Origin of the sequence: Bacteroides mediterraneensis (assembly GCF_016900355.1) — a bacterium.
Taxonomy (GTDB): Bacteria; Bacteroidota; Bacteroidia; order Bacteroidales; family Bacteroidaceae; genus Phocaeicola.
This window is the reverse complement of sequence record NZ_JACJKA010000018.1, coordinates 30905-56204: the sequence shown is the minus strand read 5'-3', so window position 1 is coordinate 56204 and position 25300 is coordinate 30905. Positions and strand designations below refer to the sequence as shown.

The following is a 25300-nucleotide window of genomic DNA, read 5'->3' as shown; positions in this document are numbered from 1 at the left end:
TGTGTTTCTCTTTTTCTTATTTTTTATCGGTGAACTTCATTCAAAATAGGTATCTCTATTTCATAAAAATACTCTTTCAGCAACTGATACATCTCCGGATCGTACGATTTCAGTTTCGTACGACGGTTCATGGAATTATGTACCTTATTGGGAGTCTCCGAATAACGGTTGCAGTTGAAGAACGATTGTACACACTCTGCAAAATATTCTTCCTTATTGGAAAGCGCATAGGTATCTTTCCACAACCCCTTGGCAATGGCATGCTGCATACATTTCTCCAGACGGTCATTGAAATCGGGCTCTACCCCCACAATTCCAATCGTATGGAACAAATGCGCAAACTCATGAATCAGGATGTTTTCACCCACATACCGGTCACCCGGGAGAGCCAACACATTCTCTTCTCCACAGCTGGCTGACAAAGCATCTTCCGGTGCTCCGCCAAATCCTCTGGCCCGCTTGTTCCAGTAAGCGATGTTTTCCGGTGAGTTGCAGATGTGGGCATATTCCGGCAAGTCGCACACCTCTTCATGTTCTCCAATTATCATCACATGACAACCTTTGCTCACCATCTCTTTCTTGATATCCGGACGCTTTGCCGTCATCAGTGAAATTATCTCATAAGCTTTTTCCAACGCCTCATCACGCACATGTTCTGAGGATACAATGTACAAACCGTCCACTGCTAAGTATTTCTTATAGAAAGAAGGGATGCCTTTTCCCTCCGGCACGGCCGAAGGCTTCACTTCTGCCACAAACGTGCGTTCCAGTTTCAAGGCAAAACCACCTCCTGAAGCCAGATGGATAGATAGTTTTGTATTGGCATCTACGATGCAGGTCTGCTTTACGTAATCTTCCGCCTGACGAGAAGCATTGATACCGTCCTTAAACAACGTACATTTGTATTTCTCTCCTTTACCCAAGAACGAGAAGTCCAAGGTAATATTCCGCTCATCCCAGTTCGTCATACCACCGATATACCAATTGATATCCTTTTTACGAACCGTCACGATAGACTCACCCAGCTTACCTGAGTAAATAAAAGTAGAATCCACCTCCATCGGTATCGAACTGATAAAGTCTACACACTCCTGCTCTTTCTGATAATTCGTCGGTGCATCGCACAACATCGTGAACGGAGAATCATGCACGATATAAGCTGCCAGCTGGTGGCAACGTGTGCCCATGCTGGCCGGAGTAGAATACATCGGCTGGAAGTCACGTTTCGACAAGTTCCGCATCGCTCCCGGCGTATAGTCTACGTATCCCGCCATCAAGCGAATGTACGGGAAAGTCACGTCATAGAGCGGCATGTTCTTTTCCACTTCGCTCCATTTCATTTCCTCCATGCCGAACACACTCTCATAGTTCACCACGTTCGGATACGTACGGTTCAAACCTGTCGGTTTGTAAATGCCATGGTAATCCAACATCAGTTTATACTCGGCAGCTTTTGCCGCAATACGATAAATCATCTCTACTGCCGTCTGGTCATCCCGGTCCAAGAAATCCACCTTGAATCCCTTGATACCCATTTCTGAATATTTCCGACAAGCCTCATCCAACTGCGAATCCAATACGTTAAATACCGTCCAAAGTACCAGTTCCACGCCCTTGCTCTTTCCATAGCGGACCAGTTCCGGCAAATCCAGTTCCGGAATCGTCTTCAGCATGTCCCCACTCTTCGGGTCGTACCATCCTTCGTCCAGTACCACATATTCCAGTCCGTTGCGAGAAGCAAAGTCAATATAATATTTATAGGTATCCATGTTGATACCGGCCTTGAAAGGTACTCCCTTCAGGTTCCAGTCATTCCACCAGTCCCAAGCCACCTTTCCCGGTTTCACCCACGAGCAGTCACCGATACGGTTCGGTGAAGCCAAGGCATACACCAAGTTGTTTACCGGCATATCGGTATCCTTTTCCGTAATAGCTAAGATACGCCACGGATACGTACGGTTACCTTTTACATGTGCAATGTAATCTTCCGTTTCCGTCACATACTCTTGCTTGCGCCACGGATAAAAGTCCGTCTTTTTCGGATAAGGAGCAAACACCCCTTTTAAGGCCTGCTTCCCATCCGGCTGCACGAACATACCCGGATACGCCTCCAAGTCCGACTCCAGCAACGTCACCTTTACCTGCTTGCAATCCACCGTGACCGGCAAGAAGGCCAGTTCCTGCGGTGCTTCCGACAACGGTTTTACCTCATACGTATTCTGGAATGCCATCGCCATCGGCTTTTCCTTATTTGTAGAATACGGAAGATAAGCTGTATAATCACCGGCAAACCGGAACTCCGCTATTTCGTTTTTGATAATCAAATCCTTTTTTGAAGAAGTATAAAAGCGATAAGCCACTCCGTCGTTGTAGACACGGAAATAAATTCCGTAGCCACCTTTCAGCTTCAAGTCCATTTCATTGCAAATCGCACGAAACGACTTGAAGCGATAAAAAGGTGCATCAATGTCCTGAATCATCTTTTTCGTCTTAGAAGAAATCACTTTCTCCCCGCCAGCCGGAGCCGACGTTTTTCCTTCTTGAATTAACCCTAATTTACTATCTACAACAATAAGAGAGTCTTTATGATATATACAATAAGTCAACCCATTTGCACCGGATGAGACCTCTACCTTCAGGTGTTTATCCGGCGACTGCACCACATATTTTTTATTGCTGGCTGCCATTACAGACAGACAACCGCAAAGCCATAAAACGGCACTCACTAAAAACGATGTATTTTTCATACCCACAGAATATTTACTTTTTTCGATTACAAAGAAAAAAGATAAACCAATAAGTTTCTGACAGGGAAGTCTGAAACGATAACAATATCATCCCAAAATCCCTTCTCCTACACTTAGAAGAAGGGATTTTGTACTATTTTTTCATCCTACTGGACGATTTTTGCCTGATTTTTAGTCTTCACAAAATACTGGTTAAACACGATGCCTAACACAATCATCACCAATCCGATGTAAGTGGTAAAGACAATGCGTTCACCTAACACAACGGAAATGAAGAACAATGACATGAAAGGAGACAGGTAACACAGCTGGTTGATCAACGCCGGATTGGAGGTCTTCCGCATGGCCAGTCCGAAGAAGATAAAAGGGATACCCATTTCAAAACCTCCCACATACATGCCCGACAATACGCCAGTCAGAGAATGCAAGTCCAAGCCGACACACAACGCGCCGATTGACAAATACACCGAACCAAACAGGAAAGTCAGGAACAGTACCACACTGCCGTCTGTCTGTACCTTATTCCGGTTGTTGAACATCCAATAGGCAGCCCACAACACCGCACTTAACGCAGCCAGCAGAAAGCCTTCAGCCGACACCACCATTTCCCCTTCAAATCCGGTACCGATGGAAATCAACGCTACTCCAGCCAGCGACACAAACATACCGATGTACTTCTTCTTCGGAATGGGTTGTCCGGCAAACAGCGCCAGCAAAATCAGCAGTACAATCGGCCACGCATAGTTGATGGGTTGTGCCACCTGCGCCGGAAGCAGTTCATACGCCTTGAACAACACCAGATAGTAGGCCACCGGATTCAGCAAGCCCAATGCGGCATAATACAGCCATTGCTTCCCGGTCAGGCCTCCCAACAGCCTCCATTTTCGCTGTACGGTAAGCAGCACCGTAAATATCACCAGTGAGGTCAGACTGGCCACCCACAGCATCTCAAAATGCGTCAGGTAGCGCAACGCCATCTTGAACGCCGTGGCTACCGTCGACCAGCTCAGTACGGCCACACAGGCACACGCAATCGCCTTGTTGTCGTTCGTCATCTCAGGGCCTCCACTTCTTCAGTTGTCAACGGAATCTTCTTGCCCAGTCGCCGTGCCCCAGTGGGCGTAATCAGATAATCTTCCTCGTTACGCAACCCCGTAAAGTCACGGTAACTTTCCAGCTTCTCGTAATTGATAAAATCCGTAAAGCGATGTTCCGATTTCCAATAGTCAATCAGTTCCGGAATGAAATAAATGCCCGGTTCAATGGTCAGCACAAATCCCGGTTCCAGTTTCCGAGCCAGACGCAATGATTTCCGTCCAAACTGCGTACTCTTAGGATGTCCGTCATAGCCTACCCACACTTCACCTAAGTTCTCCATGTCGTGTACATCCAGTCCCATCATGTGCCCCAGCCCGCAAGGGAAGAACATAGCATGTGCTCCCTGTTCCACGGCATCCGCCGGATTGCCTTTCATCAAGCCCAGTCCTTTCAGGCCTTCGCAAATGACCCGACAAGCCAAATCGTATACATCCCGGAAATACCCCCCCGGCTTCAAGGCTTCCACTGCCGCCCGATGCGCCGCCACCTGAATGTCGTACACATCCTTCTGGCGGCTGGTGAATTTCTTTCCGGCGCAGATAGTAGACGACATGTCTCCGGCATAACCCATCTCCGTTTCTGCTCCGGCATCCACTAACAGCATGTCACCTTCCTTCACCGTATGGCCGTAATAATGGTTGTGAAGCGTCTGTCCGCACACTGTGGTAATAGTCGGGAAAGACAAACGGCACCCGTGTGCCCGTGCCACTGCCTCCAAAGCCGCAGCCGCTTCATACTCTTTCATGCCGATGCGCAACACCCGCATGGCTTCCAGGTGCATTTCTGCCGTCACATTGCAAGCCCGTTCAATCTCCGCAATTTCTTCTTCCGTCTTGTAATTCCGCAAGTCAACAATTCCTTTGATAAAAGGTACAGAAGGCATCTCCACTCCCGGCTTCACGCCCAGCAAATCCATCAGTTTCAACCGATGCTCGGCACGGTAAGGCGGCAAATAATGCACCATCCGCTTTTGTGCCACCACTTTCTGCACGTATATCTTCAGTTCTGCCAACGGACGTGTTTCCGTTACCCCTACCCGCTGTGCTTTCTCGTGCAAGGTAGGCTGCGTGCCCATCCACACAATATGGTCGATGGTCAGTTCGTCACCAAAAATGATTTCACGTCCCTCATCAATGTCAATTACCGCAGCCAGTCCGGCATACGACAATCCCCAGAAATACAGGAAGGAAGAATCCTGCCGATAATCGTACGTGTTGTCCTCATAATTCATTCCGCACTCGTCGTTCCCTAAAAAGAGGAGCAGACCTGAGCCCACACTCTTCATCAATTGCCGCCTGCGGGCGACATACGTTTCTTTTGCAAACATAGTTTTATCCTTTTAGTTCTTTAAATCCGTTCCTTTCAGTTTGATGCGATAAGGCCATTGTGCATCTTTCTCTCCGCTTTCCGGTAAGGGATTCATCCAATGCTCCTCCGGGGCCCCCATCACTACCAACCACAAATATACTAACTTCTCGTTTTCAGGCACTTTAAAAGTCAGTTTTCCTTTCTGCTTGGCACTCATTTCGCCATACAGACTTTTTCCGTCCGCCTTTACAGCTACAAAACCATACCGCCAACCTGCTTTTTCCGGATGAACCGATACATAACCGTCCTGCGGACCTTTCAATCCCTCAAATTGTAAGGTTACCTTCGTTCCCGGTTCCGGTACCACCAACGGGATGACATTGAAGCCGTAGTTTTCCGGACAAACCTCCGCAGGCACCTGATACCAGCCATCAGCCTGCTTCGTCAGCTTACAATCATACTGATTAGCATAAGGCCGCGTATTCTTCCACACCCGTTCAAAATCCAGGTTCACCAAATGGCGGCTGGCATCGAACATCTCGTCACAAAAAGCCTCCTGTGACAGCCCCGTCAGCCGTTTATACGTCATCACCGGGTCTTCCCCCTTCTTTCCCTGCCGGAAAAGTTCGGCAATGATGGGACGGCCCCGTTTCATTCCCCAATACTCCAAAATGTACGGAGAGTGATAGATATTCTCCAAGTGCAGATAAGCCTTGTGCGTCAGTTTCTTGAATGCATCCCAGTGATATTTTTCATCGGTCTGCCAATCCGGATTGACCTGCCACAACATCCATTGTGAAGCCATCTCGAAGAAACCGGAACCGCCCCAAGCCTCTCCTTCCCCGTCACATGAAATCTGCGACTGGAAACTATGGCCCAGTTCGTGTGCCACACAGTTCAGCTTTTCATCCTGGATACGGTTAGGAGCCACCCACAAAGCTCCAATTTGCTGGTCATAATCCCCGCCATAAGCTGTTCCCTCAAGCGAATAGTTAATCATAACCATCATCCGGTAGCGGTCGCTCTTCGACCCCGGCTTGGTAAATAGCAAGGAGTCCCGAAAAAACGTATAAAAATATTCCAGCTTGTCCGTCAGGTTATTCAAGTCCACGTGCATGTCGTGTCCTTCCAGCTGAGGAGGATTTGCCAGATCATTGCCGAATTCTTTCTCCCAGAACACCGCCACATTGTCCGTGCAGCACATCCGCTGATAACTCCATTTGGAGTCCGGGTTATGAAGGTCCATGCCCTGCAAATCTTTGGGAATGTAAATTTCCTTGCCCCTCAGTTTGTTATTGCACAAATCAACGGGACACACCGATTGAGAAAAAGCGGCAGTACACACTGCCGCTAAAAGAAATGCTCCTATAAATCGTTTGTTCATTTGATATGAATATTAAAGACAAAAGTTATCCGATACGGTTTCCCTCCTTCGGTATAAACCAAGGCTTCCTTCACCGTATAAGTATCACCGGAGGCCGATTTTCCCGGATATTGTCCGATGGAGAAAATAAAGTTCTCCGCATCGTATTCCACATACACCTTACTGTCATTGTCACTACCCCATCCAATGGAATTACCCAGGCTGTCAAACCAGAAGCCATATCCGTTGGCTGTCGTATTGTAGTCCAGACTGCCGTCTGCCTTTACTGCGGCAAAGGCGATTTTTCCCTCTTGAGGCTCCGCTTTTGCAGACAACATCTGCGATGTCAGCTGTGAAGGCTGCATGGTCAGTGCCTGTGCTACTTTCGTGAGGTCTCCCAGTTCAGAAATATTGACAGAAGTCCCATTATAATCTGTCGCACTCGCTGCAAAAGAAACGTCGTACGTCAGTGTCAGGTTCTGGGGCGCTGCATCCGGGTCAATCGTCACGTTTCCCAACAAATCCGTATGCTCGAACTTCACTTTATACGGGAACTGTTGGTCGGTCAATTCCTTTTCATCCCACGGATGAACCGTATAGGCCTGCGGAGCTGCCTGTACAATGAAATACAAACTCTGCGTGCCAGCCGGTACATTAAAGGAAACTTTCCCGTTCTTGTCCGAATGTGCTTCACCGTATTCCCGGCTTCCATCCTGTTTCAATGCCACGAAACCATACATCCAGCCCATATTTCCGGCACTTCCTGCCGTATTGTATTTCGTGGTTGTACCCTTCACAGCCTCCGATTCCATGTACTCACCCGGATCACCCGCTGCCAATGCGGCACCAGGTTCCAGTCCTACGAAATCGGCTGTCACCACCGTATTGCCGGCTTCCGGCAGGTTCAAAGGAATCACATTGAAACCGGTAGCTTCCGGACAATTGGCATACGCCACTTGATAATAGTCTCCACTTGTATAAAATGTGGTGTGATACCGTCCGAGATACCCATCGGAATATTCACGTACCCCATCGATGTCGAAAGTAGCCATCCGGCTGACATAATCATACAGCTCTTCTTTCGTCTTGTTCCAATCGTTGTTGCAATACAACCGTGTATAAGCCGAGATGGCATCCTCCGGATACACAGACTCTCTCCAGATGCGACCAATCGTCTCAATGCCATGTTTCATCACCCAATAAGACTGTAACCAGTAGCTGGCATAACGCATCCATTCGTTTTCAAAATGACGGTGATTATTCTTCAACCACACATCAAAATAGTAAGAGGTGAACATCTCTTCCGGATAATCCTGGAAAGACTGCCATTGGGCACACTGCTCCCAGAAACCGTTTCCGCCGTTACTTCCTTCATATCCGTAACGGAAACCCGACTTGAAATCGTCATTTCCTCCCTGACACAATTTATCACAATACACCTGGTACTGGAAGCTATGCCCGATTTCATGCGCAATGGTAGACCCCACAGGCTGACACGTACTTGGATTTACCCACAAAGCCCCAATGGTATTGTCGTACCCGGAACCCGTAGCGAGCCATTCTTCCTGATACAACAGATAGATTTCCATCTTGTAGCGGTCCAGGAATGATTTGCCCTGTCCGGTTTCCGCAAACTTCAGCTTTTCGATATTAGTCTTATAGAACTGCTCGGCCTTTTTCAAAAGGTCATCGATGTCTACCCGCAAATTGGCAGGTACCGTTTCCGCATTCGGGTCATCTCCAAATCCGGCTTCCCAGAACACGAAGAAATGTTCGCTCTGTTTGGAACGGAACCACGACCATTTGGCATCGCTGCGCAACATGTCCATACCTTCAAACTCTGCCGGCTTGTAGTATTTGTCGAAATCTTCCACCTCCGACTCGTCCATCACCTGCAAAGAACCTCCTCCCTGCGTGATGCCAATTTCTTTCACGGTACTTCCACAAGAAAGCACCAAAGTGGCCGTTCTCGCCGCCTCATTTTCATTGATGGAGAACGTCAGGTTCAACGTGATGGCTCCTCCTACTCCACTGGTTTCCGAGAGTGTAATCCAATCAGCTGCCGAATCCTCTTTCAACGATGCTTTCCACGACGATACGGCGGTAAACTTCACAGAGGCAGAAGTATCTTCCGCTTCCAATGTCAGTTGCGATGAAGTTTCATCTATTTTTATCTCTTCGCCTTGCACTTGCTCCTCTTCTTTACAGCTATTCAGCGAAACCACCCATAAAAATGAGAGCAAGCATAAGCCTATCCATCTCAATGTGCTTTTCATAAAACTGTTTATTAAAAAAGAAAGATGTGCTTAACCATAAACAATCAAACACATCTTCCCCTTTTTTATTAATTAATCAACTATTCTCACTCTTCCACCTGAGGATCAATCTGCAATGTCAGGTTCACCGTCACTTTTCCACCGTTACAAGTAATGATGTAAGTAGTCTTCACGGTAGCTCCTGCTGTAGGTGATACATTTTCAGGATGGTTACCTCCATACAGGTACAATTCTGTTTCGCTGGTTCCCAAGCTTACCCAGCCAATACCTTCGGCAAACTTGACGGCTGAACCATCTTCTCCCAACCAATATCCCGGAACATCTGCAGTATATTCAGGATCTTCAGAAGATTCCTCCTTGCAATAGATTTTCAATTCTTTTGAAACACGTGCACTGTGAATCTGGTAAGTCGTCATCTTAAAGGCTTGACGAAGCACATCCCGAATATCATATTGCACATTCGCATAATCAGTGGTATAATTCTTGGTCAGTGTCACATCGATGGTCTTTTCTTCCGGTGTTCCTTCCGGAGCGGTTTCCGGATCATTGTAAGCTACCACATTGACCGTGATTTCCATCATTACAATCTTATTGTTGGCCAGGAATCCATAGTTGAATGTATATGAATCTCCCACAGCCGTCTTGCCCGGATATTGACCGATACCGATTTCATTTTCAACCCATTCATCACCTCCATAGGATGTATAGATACGAGAGTTGTCAGAATATCCGCTGGCATATCCATCCACGTCGAACCAGAAACCATTTGTTCCGGCATCTGATTCCTGTGCATAGCTTCCATCAGATTTCACAGCCACAAACTTCTCTACGTCATCCATTGATGAGATACCCAAATCGGCTTTTACCTGATCGGCATTAAACTCTACATTGTTCAAATCGTATGTACTTGCCGGATTCACGTCAATACTGAGTTTCTGAGTAGAAACCACCGGTGCCGTAATGGCTGCCGCTCCATGTGCATTTACCGTAATAACCACTGCCACACGTTTTTCACCATACTTCAATCCTTCAATCACCTTTACAGTCTGTCCATCGGTCAGATGACCCGGATACTGCATTACATTAAAGAACTTATCTTCCGTATTGAACTCACAACAAACCATGGCAGAAGTTCCCCATGCGACAACATCTCCTTTGGCGTCAAACCAATGTCCCCAAGTGGAGTTACTATTTGAAGCCGTCATATTATCGGCATGAGTAGAACCTTCAATGGCAAAGCCTGTAATCTCAGGTGCTCCAGATTCCAAGGCGATACCTGCCAACAGGTCTTCTTCTGAGATTCCAAACAACTCAGCTATTTTATCTGTCTCCACCGTAACCTGAGCCCCATCATACGCTACGGTACTCAACGTGATATCTGCTGTATATTCCAAAATCAAATCTGCATTAATCTGATTTCTTTGCGCTTCTTCGATGGAATCCTGACGCGCCATTTCTGCGATTTCAGCATCGGTAAGCACATGCTCTCTCGAAACATCTTCATTATCCCCGCAGCTTGTAACTCCCAAAGAACACAAACCACCCAATAATGCCGCATATAATAAATGTTTTTTCATAATCTTAATCAATTACCAGAATAACCTTCATTTTGTTTCAAACTAATATTCGCATCCAAAGCTGATTTAGGAAGAGGGAAATAATTCCATTTGGTTTCAGTAGTTGCATCCTTGCAGAACCAAGATTTTCCATTAAATACATTCCGTCCATCTTGCATCTTGAAACGAATCAAATCCTGACGACGATGGTGTTCACCTACAAATTCCCAGCCAAGATCATCTAGCAAACCACCGAGAATAATATCACTACCGCCTTCCTGTGTAGATACATAAGAAGCTCTGTCCCAGTTTGCGAAACCTTCGCAAGTATATTCACGGTGACCGTAATCATACACACTTCCACCTTTCAGCTGTGCTACAGTACGAGTGGCTTTTGCCACAGAGTCGAAAGAACGTTTACGAACTTCCGTTATCAAATCGGCAGCTGTCTGCTCTGTTTCACCGTTGTATCCGCCCAATCTCAGCAGACATTCGGCCTTGATGAACATCGCATCGGCCAAACGATAGAATGCCACATCGTTTCCATACGTACCGTCGGTACCTGAACAGATTTCACTCTTGACAAAACGGTAACCTTCCTGCTGGTAAGCACCCGGATTGTCAATAGAATGTACATCCTTATTATAATTCAAATATCCAGTACCCGACCAGTCATCCGCACTAAACGTAATAGGATCACCAGCCTGCGGAGTATAAGTTCCATCAGAGTTCTTCACCGCATTTTTCTGAATGCCACCAGCCCAGGTATCAGTCAGACGTTTATCCTCAGCATCATAAGTATCAATGAACTGGGGCACAGCGCAGCTACCATTCTGAGCCGCACCGGTACAACCATACGCAGCCAAACCTGATTGCGGCAGACACTTACTGGACAGATAATTATGAGAGGCATGCGTAATATCCAAAGGAATGGCAAATATCACCTCTGGAGAAGAATCAATGTCATGTTTAAAGTTATCCAGATAATTTTCGGCCAACGAATAACCTCCATCGTTAATCACCTCATTTACTTCTGTATAAGCTTTCTCATACCAAGAGTTATCATCACCCCCAAAATAAGCATTGTGGTTCAGGTACAATTTGGCCAATGTCATACAAGCCGCATAACGGTTGGCATAGCCAAACACGTGCTCTGTACCTAAATCATCTTTGATTTCTGAAAGCTCAGTCACACAGAAATCAAAAATATCCTGTGCCGAACTTTGAGCCGGAAGATGCCCATCAGGGACATTTCTTGTTGTCTCCAATGGCACATTGCGGAATGCATCCATCAACATATAATATACGGTAGCACGAAGGAAACGCAATTGGGCTCTATCCGCAGCATTTGCTTCCGGCAGGACATCCAGACACTGGTTACAATATCCGATGCATTTATACGCATAGTTCCAGAAACCATCAATGTGGCCCAAGTTATAATCCCAATCATGTTTATGCATATTCACATACAGGTCACCCCAGCCAATGCCAATTCGTTTCGGGGTCATGTATGTATCACTACATTCTTCCTGCAAGTCAAAATAGCCATTCCATGCCCAATAAATGTAGCGGAATTGTGCAAAAGCTTGCCCCATCAATGCATTCACATCATTTTCACTGGTAAAGTCCAAGTTACTCTCGTTCAACGAATCATATAAATTCTCTGACAAATCTGTACATGAACCAAATGTCAAACAAGAACTTGCAGCCAATCCTACCAATATATGTTTGAATCTCAAGTTTTTCATAAATCTACATCAATTAAAAGTTAACATTCAAGCCAAAAGTAAATGAACGAGTGGTCGGATATTTATCCTGATAATCAACACCTGGTGTCATAAAGGCATTGTCCACTTCCGGGTCAAGACCTGAATATCCCGTAATACAGAACAGGTTCTGGCCTGATACATAAACTCGTAAATTATTAATATATTTCCGGAGATTTCCTTTCAACGGCACTGTATAGCCAATAGTTGCACTTGACAGTTTTACGAAATCACCATTTTCAATATGGTCACTCCAATAACCCTGTGACATGGAATTTGAAAGACGAACCATCTTCTGTTCACCCGTAGCTTCGTCAATTACAGGAGTCATGTCCGTATTGATTGCCGGATAATAGTTGGCGGCAGATTTCAAACGGTTGTAGGCAATGGAATTGTTTTCGTAGAAACAACGCTGTGCATTCAAAATCTGATAACCAAACTGTCCGGTGAACTGCAAGCTCAAATCAAAACCTTTGTAACGGAAGGTATGGTTCCATCCGGCATAGACCTTCGGCAGACCGTTACCCAAACGCTGACGGTTACTTTCCACATTCAAATTGGTATTGAAAGGTTTCACCGTCCAGTTTCCATTATCATCTTTTACTTCTACCAAGACAAATCCGTCTTTATCTACTCCCACGGACTTCAAGCCCCAGAAATCGCCCAGACGATGCCCTACTTCCATACAGTGAGTAGGGGTACTGATTGGTTCACCCAAACCTCCATACAATTCTTGGAAGTTATCCGTCTCATACAAGTCATTAGAAAGACTTAACAGTTTGTTGCTATTATGTGAAAGTGTCAATGTCGTACTCCATTCAAAATCTTTCGTCTGTACCGGAATAGCATTAATCATAATTTCAATACCACGATTACGCATCTGACCTACGTTAGCAGTTGTTGTACCATACAAGTTAGGTGGTACAGGAACAGCGTAGTCATACAGCAAGTCAGATGTCTTCTTGTCATAGACATCGATAGAACCGCTTAAACGGCCACTCAATACGCTCCAGTCCAAACCAAGGTTGAACTCACGAGTGGTTTCCCACTTCAGATTCGGATTATAATTTTGGACAATAGCCAAAGTCTTTATCCATTCACCTTCTTGTGACATCACATCGCCGTATGCATCATAATTGTACAAATACAGTGACTTATAAGAATCACCCGGTATCACACCTGTCACACCAAAACCAAATCTTAACTTCAAGTTATCCAACCAATGCTTCGTGTTCTGCATGAACTTCTCATTACTGATCGTCCATCCGGCAGAAGCTGACGGGAAGGTACCCCATTTATTGTTGGCACCAAACTTAGAAGAACCTTCACGACGTACACTCACCATCAAATTATAACGGTCGGCATAACCATAACTGACTCGTCCAAAGAAACCAACCAATGTATTATCATTCTTATAAGAACTCATTGAAGCGTGAGGTGCTTTCTCATTTGTCAGATAATTACCCAGCCCTAAGTTGTTATACAAATAAGCCTCAGTCGGGAAATCACCGTTTCCTGCGCCAAATCCATCGTTTACGGTATACAAGTAGCTATAACCGACCAATGCATTTACATGATGTTTTCCGATAGAGAAATCATAGTTTGACGTAAGTTCCAAGTTGTTGCTCCGAGAACTTCCTTCAGATTTTGAAGCATAACCGTTCACTTTCTGTTGAGCCTGGTCGTAATATTTGCTTGAATAATACGTTTCTCCACGGGTTATGTTCTCTTTGGTAGACAACATCAAGTTTGTTTTCCATCCCTTGATGGGTTCTACGGTAATATTTCCGGTCAATCGAGCCCAATTGACTCTTGTATCTCCAATCAGCTCGTTCTGGATTTCAACCGGATTGTAGTAATACAACTTGTCAAAGTTCTCATTGTAAGAACCATCTTCATTATAAATCGGTGAAGACGGGTTGCGGATGATGGCCTGACGATAGACATACGAGTTATTATTATTCGTATAGGTCTGACGGCCATACAACATATTGACGTTGAACTTCAAGATGTCATTCAAGGCATATTGAGTATAGTCCATCTGCATTTTCAGGTTCTGGTTGTCACTCTTCCGCATGATACCCTGTTCATCGCTGAAAGTCACGTTGGCAGAATAAGTGGAATTTTTGGAACCTCCTTCAATAGACAAAGAATGGTTGTGTTTAAAACCAGCCTTACGGGTAACGGCTGCCAGCCAGTCTGTATCATAACCTTCGTATTCAAACGGAGTCAGCCCATAAATCACGTCGTGCGTATCCATGAAATCTGCTGTCTTAAACCAGTCTGACAAAGAAACATAGCCTGAATATGAAACGCTCGCCTTGGATTCACGTCTTCCCGTCTTGGTTGTAATCAAGATTACACCGTTCGCACCTCGTGTACCGTAAATTGCTGCCGCAGACGCATCTTTCAACACATCGATGGATTCAATGTTTTCGGGAGCCACCGTGGTAAGGGAACCTTCTACTCCATCCACCAACACCAACGGAGTGACACTTCCCTTAATGGTAGTGATACCACGCAACATGATGCTGGAAGTGGCTGTCGGGTCACCAGAAGAATTGGTCACACTCAAACCGGCAATCTTACCTTTTACCAAGTCGGCTGCATCGGTAATCTTACCTGCCGTAAAATCTTCCGCCTTCACAGAAGCAATCGCACTGGTCACATCGCCTTTACGCTGCGTACCGTAACCAATTACCACTACTTCATCCATCACCTCGGTATCTTCCTTCAACGTAATGACAGCACCTTTCTTCAATTGGCTCACAGGAATATCCTGCGATTTATAACCAATGTAACTGATATGAAGTACCGCTTTCGCCGATACATTCAAATTGAACTTACCATCAAGATCAGTGATTGTACCATTCGTGGTACCTTTTTCCATTACATTCGCACCAATAATGGCTTCACCTTTTGAATCTACCACCTTACCGGAAATGGCTTTCTGCTGTAACACAGCCTCTACCACCGGTGCCCCATTGGATTCCGCATAAGCTGCCACAGGCAGGCAACCTGCAGAAAGCGCCACACATGCCGACACTTTTACAAATGCACGACTAAACAACATGCGATTTAAATGTGTAATCATCTTGTTTGTATTTAAGGGTTAATAATTATATTATTATTCTACTTTCCATTCTATAATACCTCCCGAAGCCCCTTTCTGAAGCTGTGCGGAAATTTTCAATCCGGTAGTCTTGACCGGTTTGAAGCTGACTACATTGTACTTGTCTTTTTCTACGCCATATTGATCATTAGTTTCTACTTCTTTCCAAGAATTTCCATTCTTGTAATAGAGTTTCCAGCTCTGCGGTACACGGAAATCACCGTCGTAATGGTCAAAGTCGAGCCAGTAGACTTCTACTTTCGACACGGTGTAAGGCTGATCAAACTCGTAGGCCAGAGATTCCAATGTTCCTTCTTTCAACCACCAGTAGAAATAAGGTTTGGAAGTATCGGAAGAACGTTTCGGTTCCCACTGGTCGTTCACGCCCCATGCGTATGAGATTACAGAAGCTGATTCAGGGGCATCTTTCTGAATAGGAGCCTGGATGGAGAATGTCTTGGCCTTGGAAGCGATGGTCGGTTCCGGGGTCGGAGTAGCATATTCTTTCGTCTCCGGAATCCAGACTTCCATCTGGTCAGACCCGCGGTTGTCCCAGGTAGAATAAGGGATGGCACGGAACGGTACATCTTTCACACTACCGTCCTTACCCAGTTCCTTAGCAGTTCCGCTCAATACCATTACCCCTTTCAGCAGGTTAGCATCGTAAGTAGCCTTTATCTTGGCATCACGCGGAATGAACTTGTTGAACACGATGCTGTCGGGCTGGTCTTTCCCTTCCAGACAGAACATAATCGGACCGCGTTCCAAAGCTACCATACCCCGGTCGACTTCCACTTTGTCGTTGGCCGTGATACGACGTACATCCATCGGCAAATTCAATTCAATCACATCACCCGGTTTCCAGGTGCGAACAAGCGTTTCGTAACCGTCACCTTCCATGCCTTTCACATCGGAACCGTTGACTTTCAACGTATATTTCTTGGCGGCATCTGTATACGCATACAGGTCGGAAGCTACCGGAGTTGATTTTGCCCAGCTGGGGATACGCAGACGGATGGCAAACCTACCTTCTTTCTCTGGAGTGACTTTGATGGCAATCTTGCCGTCCCACGGATATTGGGTGGTCTGTTCTAATGTTACTTTATTGTCGGCCGTCTTCATTTCAGCTTTTCCCTGAATGTACAGATTTACATAAATGTCGTTCTGCTGAGTGGCATATACATAATTGGAAATGGAAGCCATGAAACGGGTGATATTACCCGGACAGCAGGCACAACCAAACCAAGGCTGGCGGTCATGTTCACCCATGGATTCCAACGGGTTATCATAGAAGAACTTGTCACCGCTCAATGACACGCCCGAAATCACCCCATTATATAATGCACGTTCCAGCACATCCATGTATTTGGATTCACCGGTAGCCAGGAACATACGATAGTTCCAGTACACATTGGCAATGGCGGCACAAGTCTCGCAATAAGCGGTATGGTTCTGCAATTCATAGTTCGGTCCGAAACCTTCTCCCTGTGCCCGGGAACCCATACCACCAGTGATATACAGTTTCTTGCTCACCAGATTGTCCCACAAACGGGTCAAGGCATGGAAATAAGCGGTATCCTTGGTCAAGGCTGCCACATCGGCCACACCTGAATAAAGATATCCGGCACGTACGGCATGGCCTACGATTTCATCCTGCTGAAGAATCGGTTTGTGGTCCTGACTGTATTCGCTCAGTTTGTGACCGTCGGTACCGCGTCCGGTTTCTTCCACGAAATACTTCGCCATGTTGAGGTATTTCTGGTCGCCCGTTACCTTATATAATTTACACAATGCCATTTCAACGATGGGGTGTCCTGAAGGCACGTGTTTCTGTCCTTCTCCCGGACCGAACACCTTGCATACCAGGTCGGCATTCTTGATAGCCACATCGAGGAAAGTACGTTTGCCCGTTGCCCGATAGTGTGCGATGGCAGCCTCGTACATGTGACCGCTGTTATACAGTTCGTGGCTGTTCAGTTTTTCCCATTTGGAATGGCCCCACCATCCGGAAAGACGGTAGCACTTGTTGGTGACACAGGTGGTCAGATAGCCGTCCGGTTCCTGAGCCGCCGCAATGATATTGATCACGCTGTCCAGATAATGGTCCAATTTCGGATCATATTTCACAGCCAGTGAATAAGAGGCACCTTCTATTACCTTATAAGGATCGGTATCATCGAAAGAGAAGTCACCGCGATGTTCTCCTTTCTTCAATCCGCCTGCAATGGCGAAATTATCGAAACGGCCGTTTTTTTCACATTCCTTAAAAGCAGAAGGGATGGAGACGGTGCGGTTCGTTTCAATACGAGGCGACCAGAAACCGTCACTAATATGTACTTGGGTAAAGGGAACCTCCTGAATCGGAGCATCCGGTTGTTGATAAGCAGGCTTGGTACAGGAAGTCATTCCCGCCACAGCGATTCCGCTCATCAATAATATGAAAAGTTTGTTCTTCATAAGATATAAATTGGTTTTATTTCTTTTTAGCAAAAGTAGCTTTTAGTAAGAATAACGGGTAAAAATATCATCCATTCAGCTACAAAAATAGTCGCATTCAAACCACATACGACTTTAGAAATAATACACTATAAATCAACTAATTATACAGCATTCAATAGACTTTTATAGCATATCTTCGGACGATTTTATCATTCTTTTCCTAAAACTAATGAAGGTAAAATAGAGGAAAACCCATCCCTACATCGTAAAACGAAAAACGCCTTGCCATAAAAAACATTTCCCCTTTGCAAATTTTACGTTTCCCGTAAGAAGAACGTACGTTTCTCAATCGGAAAACGTACGTTTCCGCCATGGGGAACATACGTTTTCGCACTGAAAAACATAAGAAAAACCACACTCTTATTAGAAATAAGCCAAGGCATTCAGATTAATACAAAGCATCCATCCCGCTCAGTTTTCCACTCTCTTCTTTGGGGCAAATCCTACAATTAGATTTTCACATCATCTTTTTTAGATTATTTTACACGTCTTATTCATATATTTTAAGCAACTTTGCACAGTCTTAAAAAGGATATACGTATGAGGACACTTTATTGCCTACTGTTTTTACTGTCATATAGTTTATTGGGTTATACTGCACTCCCTACCCATTTTCAATTCCGCCATTACAACATCGAAAATGGGGTTTCTTCTAATGGCATAGCCTCCATTCTACAAGACCAGAAAGGCTATATCTGGCTGGGAACAGACAATGGACTAAGCAGATTTGACGGGAATCAATTTGTCTTCTATCAAAAAAACAATCCACTTTATCCTGACTTTCATGCCAATTCCATAAATGCCATCTGCGAGACAAACACCAATGAATTATGGTTAGGCACAGAAAACGGAGTGTATATCTACAATCAAGTAAAAGATACCTTTACTCCCTTTTTGGAAAAAACGAGCAATAACACAGGCATAAGTTCGTGGATAACCCACATCATTCAAGATAAAGAAAAGAATATATGGATTGCCACCCGCAAGCAAGGTGTATTTCAATACAACACGCAAACTCACAAACTGAGACAATATGAAATTCCTCAGAATGACAATATCATCATCCGTATACTGAACGATGCCCAAAACAACATCTGGTTATCCGGCCCCTACCAACTCTGCCGGCTCAACAAAGCCCATAATACGTTTGAAGAATTTTCCATCAAAGGAGAATCTACAGGGGTATATTCCATGGCTCTATGTGAAGACTCGTCCCATAACCTTTGGATTGGGACTTGGGAAAAAGGGCTTTGGAAGTTAAATCCACAAACACACGAAGTACAGAAGTTTTTAGTTTCCGAAAAAGGAATAGGCATACGGCACATCCATTCCCTCCTGGAATACTCTCCCGAGACTTTCTTTATAGGCTCCGACGAAGGACTGACCGTTTTCAACCCAATTACTCAGGAAAGTTTTCTCTACGACCAATATGGGGAAGGCAATGAGTCCTTGTCCGACAAATTCATTTATCCGATGCTGAAAGACCGGGAAGGTGGGGTATGGATAGGCACTTACTACAACGGCGTCAATTACCTTCCCCCTTATTGCGGACAATTCATAGGGTATTCCGGAACGGATAATTTCCCTTTTTTCAACGGACAGATCATCAGCCGATTCTGTGAAGGGGAAAACGGAGAGATATGGATTGGCTCGGACGATGCGGGAGTGAGTTGCTTTTCTCCATCTCAAGGCCAGTTTGTGAACTTTCCCGGAAGGGAGCAACTGACCCACAAAAATGTCCATGCCTTGTGCTATACGGGAAAAGAACTTTGGATTGGTACCTACAGTGACGGGATATACGCTCTACAAACTTCCACCGGACACATCAGAAAATATACCACAGCAGACGGACTAGACGAAAGCAGTATCTATTGCCTATTTCAAGACAGCCACGGACAAATCTGGACCGGATCCATGAGTGGGGTATGCTTATATAATCCACAGAACAACCGTTTTACTCAGGTTAAGAACCTGGATGGATTGATTATTGCAATGGCAGAAGATGCCAAAGGCAACATCTGGATTGCCACCCAAGGTAAAGGAGTCTTTAAATTCTCCCCACAGAATCAGATATGGAAGAAATACAGCGAGCCAGAAGGACTGGATTGTCCCACTATCAACCATATATGCATCAACCGTGAAAATGAATTATGGATAGCCACCGCAGAAGGACTTTACTTATTTAACTCACTTAAAGACACATTTTCCTATCACCCGCTCCGGATTCCCAACGAATGTATCAATACGATCCTGGAAGGAGAAGACTGTCTGTGGCTCACTACGGCCAAGGGACTGGTGAAATACACGCCCACCACAAGAGCCACACAAATCTTCACCAAGAGTGACGGACTGCAAAGTGAAGCCTTTATCATGGCCTCAGCCCTAAAAACCCGCAACGGAGAATTCTACATCGGCAGTATCAACGGCTTCAATACTTTCTATCCGCACCAACTGAAACTGAACACCCAAAAACCGAATGTGGTACTGACCGGACTGGAAATCTTCAACAAAAAGATAGAAACGCAGGAGGGAGGAATATTGCCGGAGGCCATTGACCACCTGAAAGAAATCCACCTTCCTTATAAGGATAATGTCATCACCCTGACGTATGCGGCACTAAGCTACTGTACCCCACAGAAAAACCAATATGCTTACATTCTGGAAGGCTTCGACAAGGAATGGAACTATGTAGAATCGCAGCACAGCACCACCTATACCAACCTACCGGCAGGTACTTATATCTTCCGGGTCAAAGCCTCGAACAATGACAATGTATGGAACGAAGAAGGTACCTCCATCCGTATCATCGTACATCCTCCCTTCTACTTTTCCCTGCCGTTCAAGATTGGCTACTTCCTGCTGTTTGTCCTTGCCATCGGACTGCTGCTGCGCTACGTGGTACGCCGGAGCGAAAAGAAACATGCCAAGGCCATCGACGAGCTGAACAGCAAGAAGGAAAAAGAAATACACGAGGCAAAAATCAACTTCTTCACCATGATTGCCCACGAAATCCGTACGCCGGTATCGCTCATCATCGGTCCGCTGGAAAAAGTGATGCAATCCACCCACATCCCGTCCAACGAGCGGCAGGAACTGGAAATCATCGACCGCAACAGCCAGCGCCTGCTCTATCTGGTGAACCAACTGCTCGACTTCCGGAAAGTGGAACAGAAGGAGATGCGGATGCGCTTCACCCCGCAATCCATACGAGAGCTGATGGAAAGCGTGTGCGAACGCTTCTCCCCGACTCTTCACCAGAAAGGAGTCAGTTTCTCCGTGGTCTATCCGGACAAGGATTTTTATGCCGACGTGGACAAGGAAGCTATTACGAAAGTGCTGAGCAACCTACTGACCAATGCCAACAAGTATACGCAAAATATGATTGAGGTCCGTTTCGAGGCACTACCTGAACAGCAGTTGTTCTCCATCCAGGTGAAAGACAACGGGAAAGGCATGAATAAAGAGGAGCTGGGCAAGATTTTCAAGCCTTTCTATCAGGCATCCGAAAACAAACCGGGCACGGGCATCGGACTGAGCATCGTGAAAGGTATCGTGGAAGCTCATAACGGAAAAGTGGAAGTGACCTCACAACCAGGTGTAGGCTCTGTATTCAGCATTACTCTCCCACAAAAGCAAGAGAAACAGGCTGCCGAAAACGGAGAAATCTTATCGGCTGGCCCGCTACCCGAAGACATTATCCCCGAACAGCATGATGCGACCCCTCAAGCCAAAGTGCTGCCCATCATGCTGATTGTGGACGACAACGAGGACATGCTTCATTTCCTGTCCTCCCATTTCCAGAGCAACTACACCATTGTAACGGCATCCGACGGTACCGAGGCACTGCATAAGTTGAAAGAGCAGGAAGTCTCACTGATTATCAGCGACTGGATGATGCCGCACATGAACGGTATTGACCTGTGCAAGGCGGTACGAAGCAACCAGATGACAAGTCACATCCCGTTCATCCTGCTGACGGCCAAGACAGGCACAGAGGCCAAAATTACCAGTATGAACTGCGGGGCGGATGCGTACATCGAAAAGCCGTTCTCCCTGCAATACCTGGAAGCCTGCATCAAGAACCTGCTGGAACTGCGCCTGCAACTGAGACAGAAATTCTCGCAAATGCCGACCGTTTCCATCAATTCCATCGCCGCCAACCAAACCGACAAAGTGTTCCTGGAAAAGATGAACCATCTGATTGAAGAGAACCTGAACAACGACCAGCTTTCGGTGGATTTTCTGGCCGAGAAACTGTGCATCAGCCGTTCGGGACTGTTCGTCAAGATAAAAGGGCTGGCCAACACCACGCCGAACGAAATGATTCAAATTATCCGGTTGAAGAAAGCAGCTTCCCTGCTGTTGGAGAACCAGTACCGCATCAACGAGGTGAGCTACATGGTGGGATTCAACAACCCGTCGTACTTCAGCAAGTGCTTCCAGAAACAGTTTGGCATGAAACCGGGCGAATACATCGCCAGCCATACCTCCCAGCCCGTCAGTACCCCTCCGGAAAAGGAATGAGATTTTATAAGGAGACGGATGATGCGAGTGCATAAAATTATGTATCTTTGCGATTCAAAGATTTGATTGAACATGAAGTGCATAACCCTCACTCCCCCGGAACATATACAGGCAACCATTCAGTTGCCCTCGTCCAAAAGTATCTGCAACCGGGCACTGATTATCCACGCACTGGCACAAAGTCCATGCAAACTGGAGAACTTGTCCGACTGCGACGATACGCATGTCATGACCGAAGCACTGGCTCACATGCCGGAAGTCATTGACATCATGGCAGCGGGAACTGCCATGCGTTTTCTGACCGCTTACCTTTCGGTAACTCCCGGCACGCATATTCTGACGGGCACGGAACGGATGCGGCAACGTCCCATCCAGATTTTGGTGGATGCCTTGCGGAGCTTAGGAGCGGACATCGAGTATGTGGAAAACGAAGGTTACCCTCCTCTGAAAGTTTCCGGCCGGACCCTGACAGGCAGCCGTCTGACCCTTCCGGGAAATGTGAGTTCCCAATACATCTCAGCCTTGCTGATGATTGGCCCAATGCTGGAGAAAGGACTGGACCTGACCCTCAGTGGGGAAATCGTGTCACGTCCCTACATCAACCTGACGCTGAAGGTAATGCGGGATTTCGGGGCGGAAGTGGAATGGACTTCCGATTGCAGCCTTCATGTGGCACCTACTCCCTATCAGGCCTTACCTTATTATATAGAGAGCGACTGGAGTGCGGCTTCCTATTGGTATGAGATAGTAGCTTTGTCCACACAGGATGCTACCGTAAGCCTTCCGGGACTTTTTAATCAGAGTCCGCAGGGCGATTCCAAGGTGGCCGAACTGTTCGAGCAACTGGGAGTCGGTACAAAAAGGGAAGGACAGACTGTCACGCTTTATCAGACCCATTCCTGCGTGAAGCACATGGAGTACAATTTCGTGAACCAGCCCGATTTGGCGCAAACCTTCGTGGTGACGTGTGCCATGTTGGGAGTCACTTTCTGCTTTTCGGGGTTGCAAAGTCTGAAAATCAAGGAAACCGACCGTATGGCAGCCTTAATCGCAGAAATGCGCAAACTGGGCTACGTGCTGGAAGAAAGCGACGGTTCCGTACTTTCATGGACAGGCCAACGGTGCGAACCACAGAACCCACCGGTCATCGATACGTACGAAGACCACCGCATGGCCATGGCCTTTGCTCCGACAGTCTTGCGGGAAGGAACTTTGTGTGTACGCAACCCGCAGGTGGTTTCCAAATCATATCCCCGTTTCTGGGAAGATTTGCAGAAGGCAGGTTTCCATTTCACTCAAAATTGATTGTATCATGTGGATTTTAGTCATTGTATTAATTGGAGTCGTTCTCTTCGGACTGGTGGCCGGATACTTTTATAACCGTTCCATACAAAAGAAAATCGACCGTGGAGAATTGACCGAAGCCCCGGAAGTCAAGACGGTGGACGGGGAATGCTGTGGACAGCATCAGGTCTGCGAGAAAGAGAGTCTGTTGGCAGCCGTCAGCAAAAAGATTGAGTATTACGACGATGAAGAACTGGACCGTTTCAAGGGTCATCCGTCGGACACCTATACGGAAGAAGAGATTGATGAATTCCGGGAAATCATGTACACCATGAAGGAGGAGGAAGTGGCCGGATGGTGCCGCAGCCTGCAACTCCGTGGCGTGGAGATTCCCGACGAACTGAAAGACGAGCTGTTCCTGATAGTCGGGGAACGCCGTTTCCACTAACCTCCTCACTGGCCCATGAATATTCTCGAATTGTTGCATTATACGTTTTTCCAGCATGCCTTGCTGGGCAGCCTTTTTGCCAGCATCGCCTGCGGCATCATCGGCACGTACATCGTGACCCGAAGACTGGTCTTTATCAGCGGAGGCATCACGCATGCGTCGTTCGGAGGCATCGGTATCGGACTCTACGCCGGTATCTCTCCGATTCTGAGTGCGGCAGTGTTTTCAGTGCTGTCGGCTTTCGGCGTGGAATGGCTCAGCAAGCGCAGCGACATGCGCGAAGACTCGGCCATCGCCGTATTCTGGACGTTCGGCATGGCTGTGGGTATCATCTTCAGCTTCTTAGCTCCCGGCTTCACGCCCGACCTTTCTTCGTTCCTGTTCGGCAACATCCTGACCATCACGCGGGCGGACATCCTTTTGCTGGTGGTGTTGAGCCTGGCGCTTACCGCCTTTTTCACCCTGTTTCTCCGGCCCATCACGGCCATTGCCTTCGACCGGGAATTTGCCCGTTCCCAGCGCATCCCCGTGAGTGCCTTCGAATATACCCTGATGGCTTTCATCGCACTGACCATCGTGGCCTGCCTCCGGATGGTGGGCATCGTACTGGCCATTTCCCTGCTGACCCTTCCGCAGATGACGGCCAACCTTTTCACCTACAGTTTCAAACGAATCATCTGGCTTTCCATCGGTATCGGTTACCTGGGATGCCTGGGCGGGTTGCTACTGTCATACCAGCTGCGGGTGCCTTCGGGAGCGGCTATCATTTTCGTGTCCATCCTGATTTATGTAGCCGCCAAATTATTTTGCATGCTCCGCAAGAAAAGAGCACAATAATTGAGATTTATCCTAATTTTGTAATATAAGCATTCAAGTTAAAACTACAGTATATGGAAATAAAAATTGATTCACTGGAAAACATCCACGAAGCTGCCAAGAAATTCATCGCAGCCATGGGTGACAACACGGTTTTTGCCTTCTATGGAAAGATGGGGGCAGGAAAGACAACCTTTATCAAGGCCGTATGCGAAGAACTGGGCGTGACGGACGTCATCAACTCGCCGACATTCGCCATTGTCAACGAATACCGTTCGGATGAAAACGGAGAACTGATTTATCACTTTGACTTCTACCGCATCAAGAAACTGGAAGAGGTGTACGACATGGGCTATGAAGACTACTTATACAGCGGGGCACTCTGCTTCATCGAATGGCCGGAACTGATTGAAGAGTTGCTTCCGGGAGATGCGGTCAGCGTACACATCGATGAAAACGAAGACGGTACCCGCACGGTACGTTTCGACGAGAATAACGATTAA

General features: G+C 46.5%; 14 protein-coding genes. 5 read left to right on the top strand and 9 right to left on the bottom strand.

Annotated features, from left to right (window positions below):
* Positions 1–23 precede the first annotated feature (23 nt).
* The 9 genes from H6A28_RS10520 to H6A28_RS10480 form a co-directional block, all read right to left on the bottom strand.
* The gene (locus H6A28_RS10520) at positions 24–2747 is read right to left on the bottom strand and encodes a glycoside hydrolase family 97 catalytic domain-containing protein (protein ID WP_204480207.1); all 2724 of its coding nucleotides are present in this window, start codon (positions 2745–2747) and stop codon (positions 24–26) included.
* Between the two features lie 146 nt (positions 2748–2893).
* Entirely contained in the window at positions 2894–3802 is a 909-nt protein-coding gene (locus H6A28_RS10515) for a DMT family transporter (protein ID WP_204480200.1), read from the bottom strand.
* Positions 3799–5172 (bottom strand): aminopeptidase P family protein, encoded by a 1374-nt coding sequence (locus H6A28_RS10510; protein WP_204480198.1) that lies wholly within the window; start codon positions 5170–5172, stop codon positions 3799–3801. Before H6A28_RS10510 ends, H6A28_RS10515 begins: the two co-directional genes overlap by 4 nt.
* 12 nt (positions 5173–5184) lie before the next feature.
* Positions 5185–6537: a DUF6055 domain-containing protein gene (locus tag H6A28_RS10505; protein ID WP_204480196.1), complete on the bottom strand. Its 1353-nt coding sequence runs from the start codon at positions 6535–6537 to the stop codon at positions 5185–5187.
* Positions 6534–8792, bottom strand: a complete 2259-nt coding sequence (locus tag H6A28_RS10500) for a DUF6055 domain-containing protein (protein WP_204480194.1) — start codon at positions 8790–8792, stop codon at positions 6534–6536. The genes H6A28_RS10505 and H6A28_RS10500 overlap by 4 nt, the downstream gene beginning before the upstream one ends.
* Before the next feature lie 86 nt (positions 8793–8878).
* A complete protein-coding gene (locus H6A28_RS10495) occupies positions 8879–10369 on the bottom strand; it encodes a DUF4859 domain-containing protein (RefSeq protein WP_204480192.1) in 1491 nt (496 codons plus the stop codon).
* An 8-nt stretch (positions 10370–10377) separates the two neighbouring features.
* Complete coding sequence (locus H6A28_RS10490; protein WP_204480190.1) at positions 10378–12096, bottom strand: RagB/SusD family nutrient uptake outer membrane protein; 1719 nt, start codon at positions 12094–12096, stop codon at positions 10378–10380.
* A 13-nt stretch (positions 12097–12109) separates the two neighbouring features.
* Positions 12110–15208, bottom strand: a complete 3099-nt coding sequence (locus H6A28_RS10485) for a SusC/RagA family TonB-linked outer membrane protein (protein ID WP_204480188.1) — start codon at positions 15206–15208, stop codon at positions 12110–12112.
* A 33-nt stretch (positions 15209–15241) separates the two neighbouring features.
* Complete coding sequence (locus H6A28_RS10480) at positions 15242–17683, bottom strand: glycoside hydrolase family 127 protein (protein WP_204480186.1); 2442 nt, start codon at positions 17681–17683, stop codon at positions 15242–15244.
* Positions 17684–18265: 582 nt separating this feature from the next.
* On the opposite strand from H6A28_RS10480, the gene H6A28_RS10475 reads away from it, so the two are divergent.
* From H6A28_RS10475 to tsaE, 5 genes are all read left to right on the top strand, one after another.
* A complete protein-coding gene (locus H6A28_RS10475; protein WP_204480184.1) occupies positions 18266–22249 on the top strand; it encodes a hybrid sensor histidine kinase/response regulator transcription factor in 3984 nt (1327 codons plus the stop codon).
* A 72-nt stretch (positions 22250–22321) separates the two neighbouring features.
* On the top strand, positions 22322–23554 hold the full coding sequence (locus tag H6A28_RS10470; RefSeq protein ID WP_204480181.1) for a 3-phosphoshikimate 1-carboxyvinyltransferase: 1233 nt from the start codon (positions 22322–22324) through the stop codon (positions 23552–23554).
* A 7-nt stretch (positions 23555–23561) separates the two neighbouring features.
* Positions 23562–23981 carry a phospholipase gene (locus tag H6A28_RS10465; protein WP_204476078.1) on the top strand — a complete coding sequence of 140 codons (420 nt, stop codon included), beginning with the start codon at positions 23562–23564 and terminating at the stop codon, positions 23979–23981.
* Positions 23982–23996: 15 nt separating this feature from the next.
* Positions 23997–24818, top strand: coding sequence for a metal ABC transporter permease (locus H6A28_RS10460; RefSeq protein WP_204480180.1), 822 nt, complete (start codon positions 23997–23999; stop codon positions 24816–24818).
* 53 nt (positions 24819–24871) lie between these two features.
* Positions 24872–25300 carry a tRNA (adenosine(37)-N6)-threonylcarbamoyltransferase complex ATPase subunit type 1 TsaE gene (gene tsaE, locus H6A28_RS10455; protein ID WP_204476076.1) on the top strand — a complete coding sequence of 143 codons (429 nt, stop codon included), beginning with the start codon at positions 24872–24874 and terminating at the stop codon, positions 25298–25300.

Excerpts from the sequence above, each read along its gene's own strand:
- H6A28_RS10520 (WP_204480207.1), bottom strand. The coding sequence starts at position 2,747 with ATGAAAAATACATCGTTTTTAGTGAGTGCCGTTTTATGGCTTTGCGGT.
- H6A28_RS10515 (WP_204480200.1), bottom strand. The coding sequence starts at position 3,802 with ATGACGAACGACAACAAGGCGATTGCGTGTGCCTGTGTGGCCGTACTG.
- H6A28_RS10510 (WP_204480198.1), bottom strand. The coding sequence starts at position 5,172 with ATGTTTGCAAAAGAAACGTATGTCGCCCGCAGGCGGCAATTGATGAAG.
- H6A28_RS10505 (WP_204480196.1), bottom strand. The coding sequence starts at position 6,537 with ATGAACAAACGATTTATAGGAGCATTTCTTTTAGCGGCAGTGTGTACT.
- H6A28_RS10500 (WP_204480194.1), bottom strand. The coding sequence starts at position 8,792 with ATGAAAAGCACATTGAGATGGATAGGCTTATGCTTGCTCTCATTTTTA.
- H6A28_RS10495 (WP_204480192.1), bottom strand. The coding sequence starts at position 10,369 with ATGAAAAAACATTTATTATATGCGGCATTATTGGGTGGTTTGTGTTCT.
- H6A28_RS10490 (WP_204480190.1), bottom strand. The coding sequence starts at position 12,096 with ATGAAAAACTTGAGATTCAAACATATATTGGTAGGATTGGCTGCAAGT.
- H6A28_RS10485 (WP_204480188.1), bottom strand. The coding sequence starts at position 15,208 with ATGATTACACATTTAAATCGCATGTTGTTTAGTCGTGCATTTGTAAAA.
- H6A28_RS10480 (WP_204480186.1), bottom strand. The coding sequence starts at position 17,683 with ATGAAGAACAAACTTTTCATATTATTGATGAGCGGAATCGCTGTGGCG.
- H6A28_RS10475 (WP_204480184.1), top strand. The coding sequence starts at position 18,266 with ATGAGGACACTTTATTGCCTACTGTTTTTACTGTCATATAGTTTATTG.
- H6A28_RS10470 (WP_204480181.1), top strand. The coding sequence starts at position 22,322 with ATGAAGTGCATAACCCTCACTCCCCCGGAACATATACAGGCAACCATT.
- H6A28_RS10465 (WP_204476078.1), top strand. The coding sequence starts at position 23,562 with ATGTGGATTTTAGTCATTGTATTAATTGGAGTCGTTCTCTTCGGACTG.
- H6A28_RS10460 (WP_204480180.1), top strand. The coding sequence starts at position 23,997 with ATGAATATTCTCGAATTGTTGCATTATACGTTTTTCCAGCATGCCTTG.
- tsaE (WP_204476076.1), top strand. The coding sequence starts at position 24,872 with ATGGAAATAAAAATTGATTCACTGGAAAACATCCACGAAGCTGCCAAG.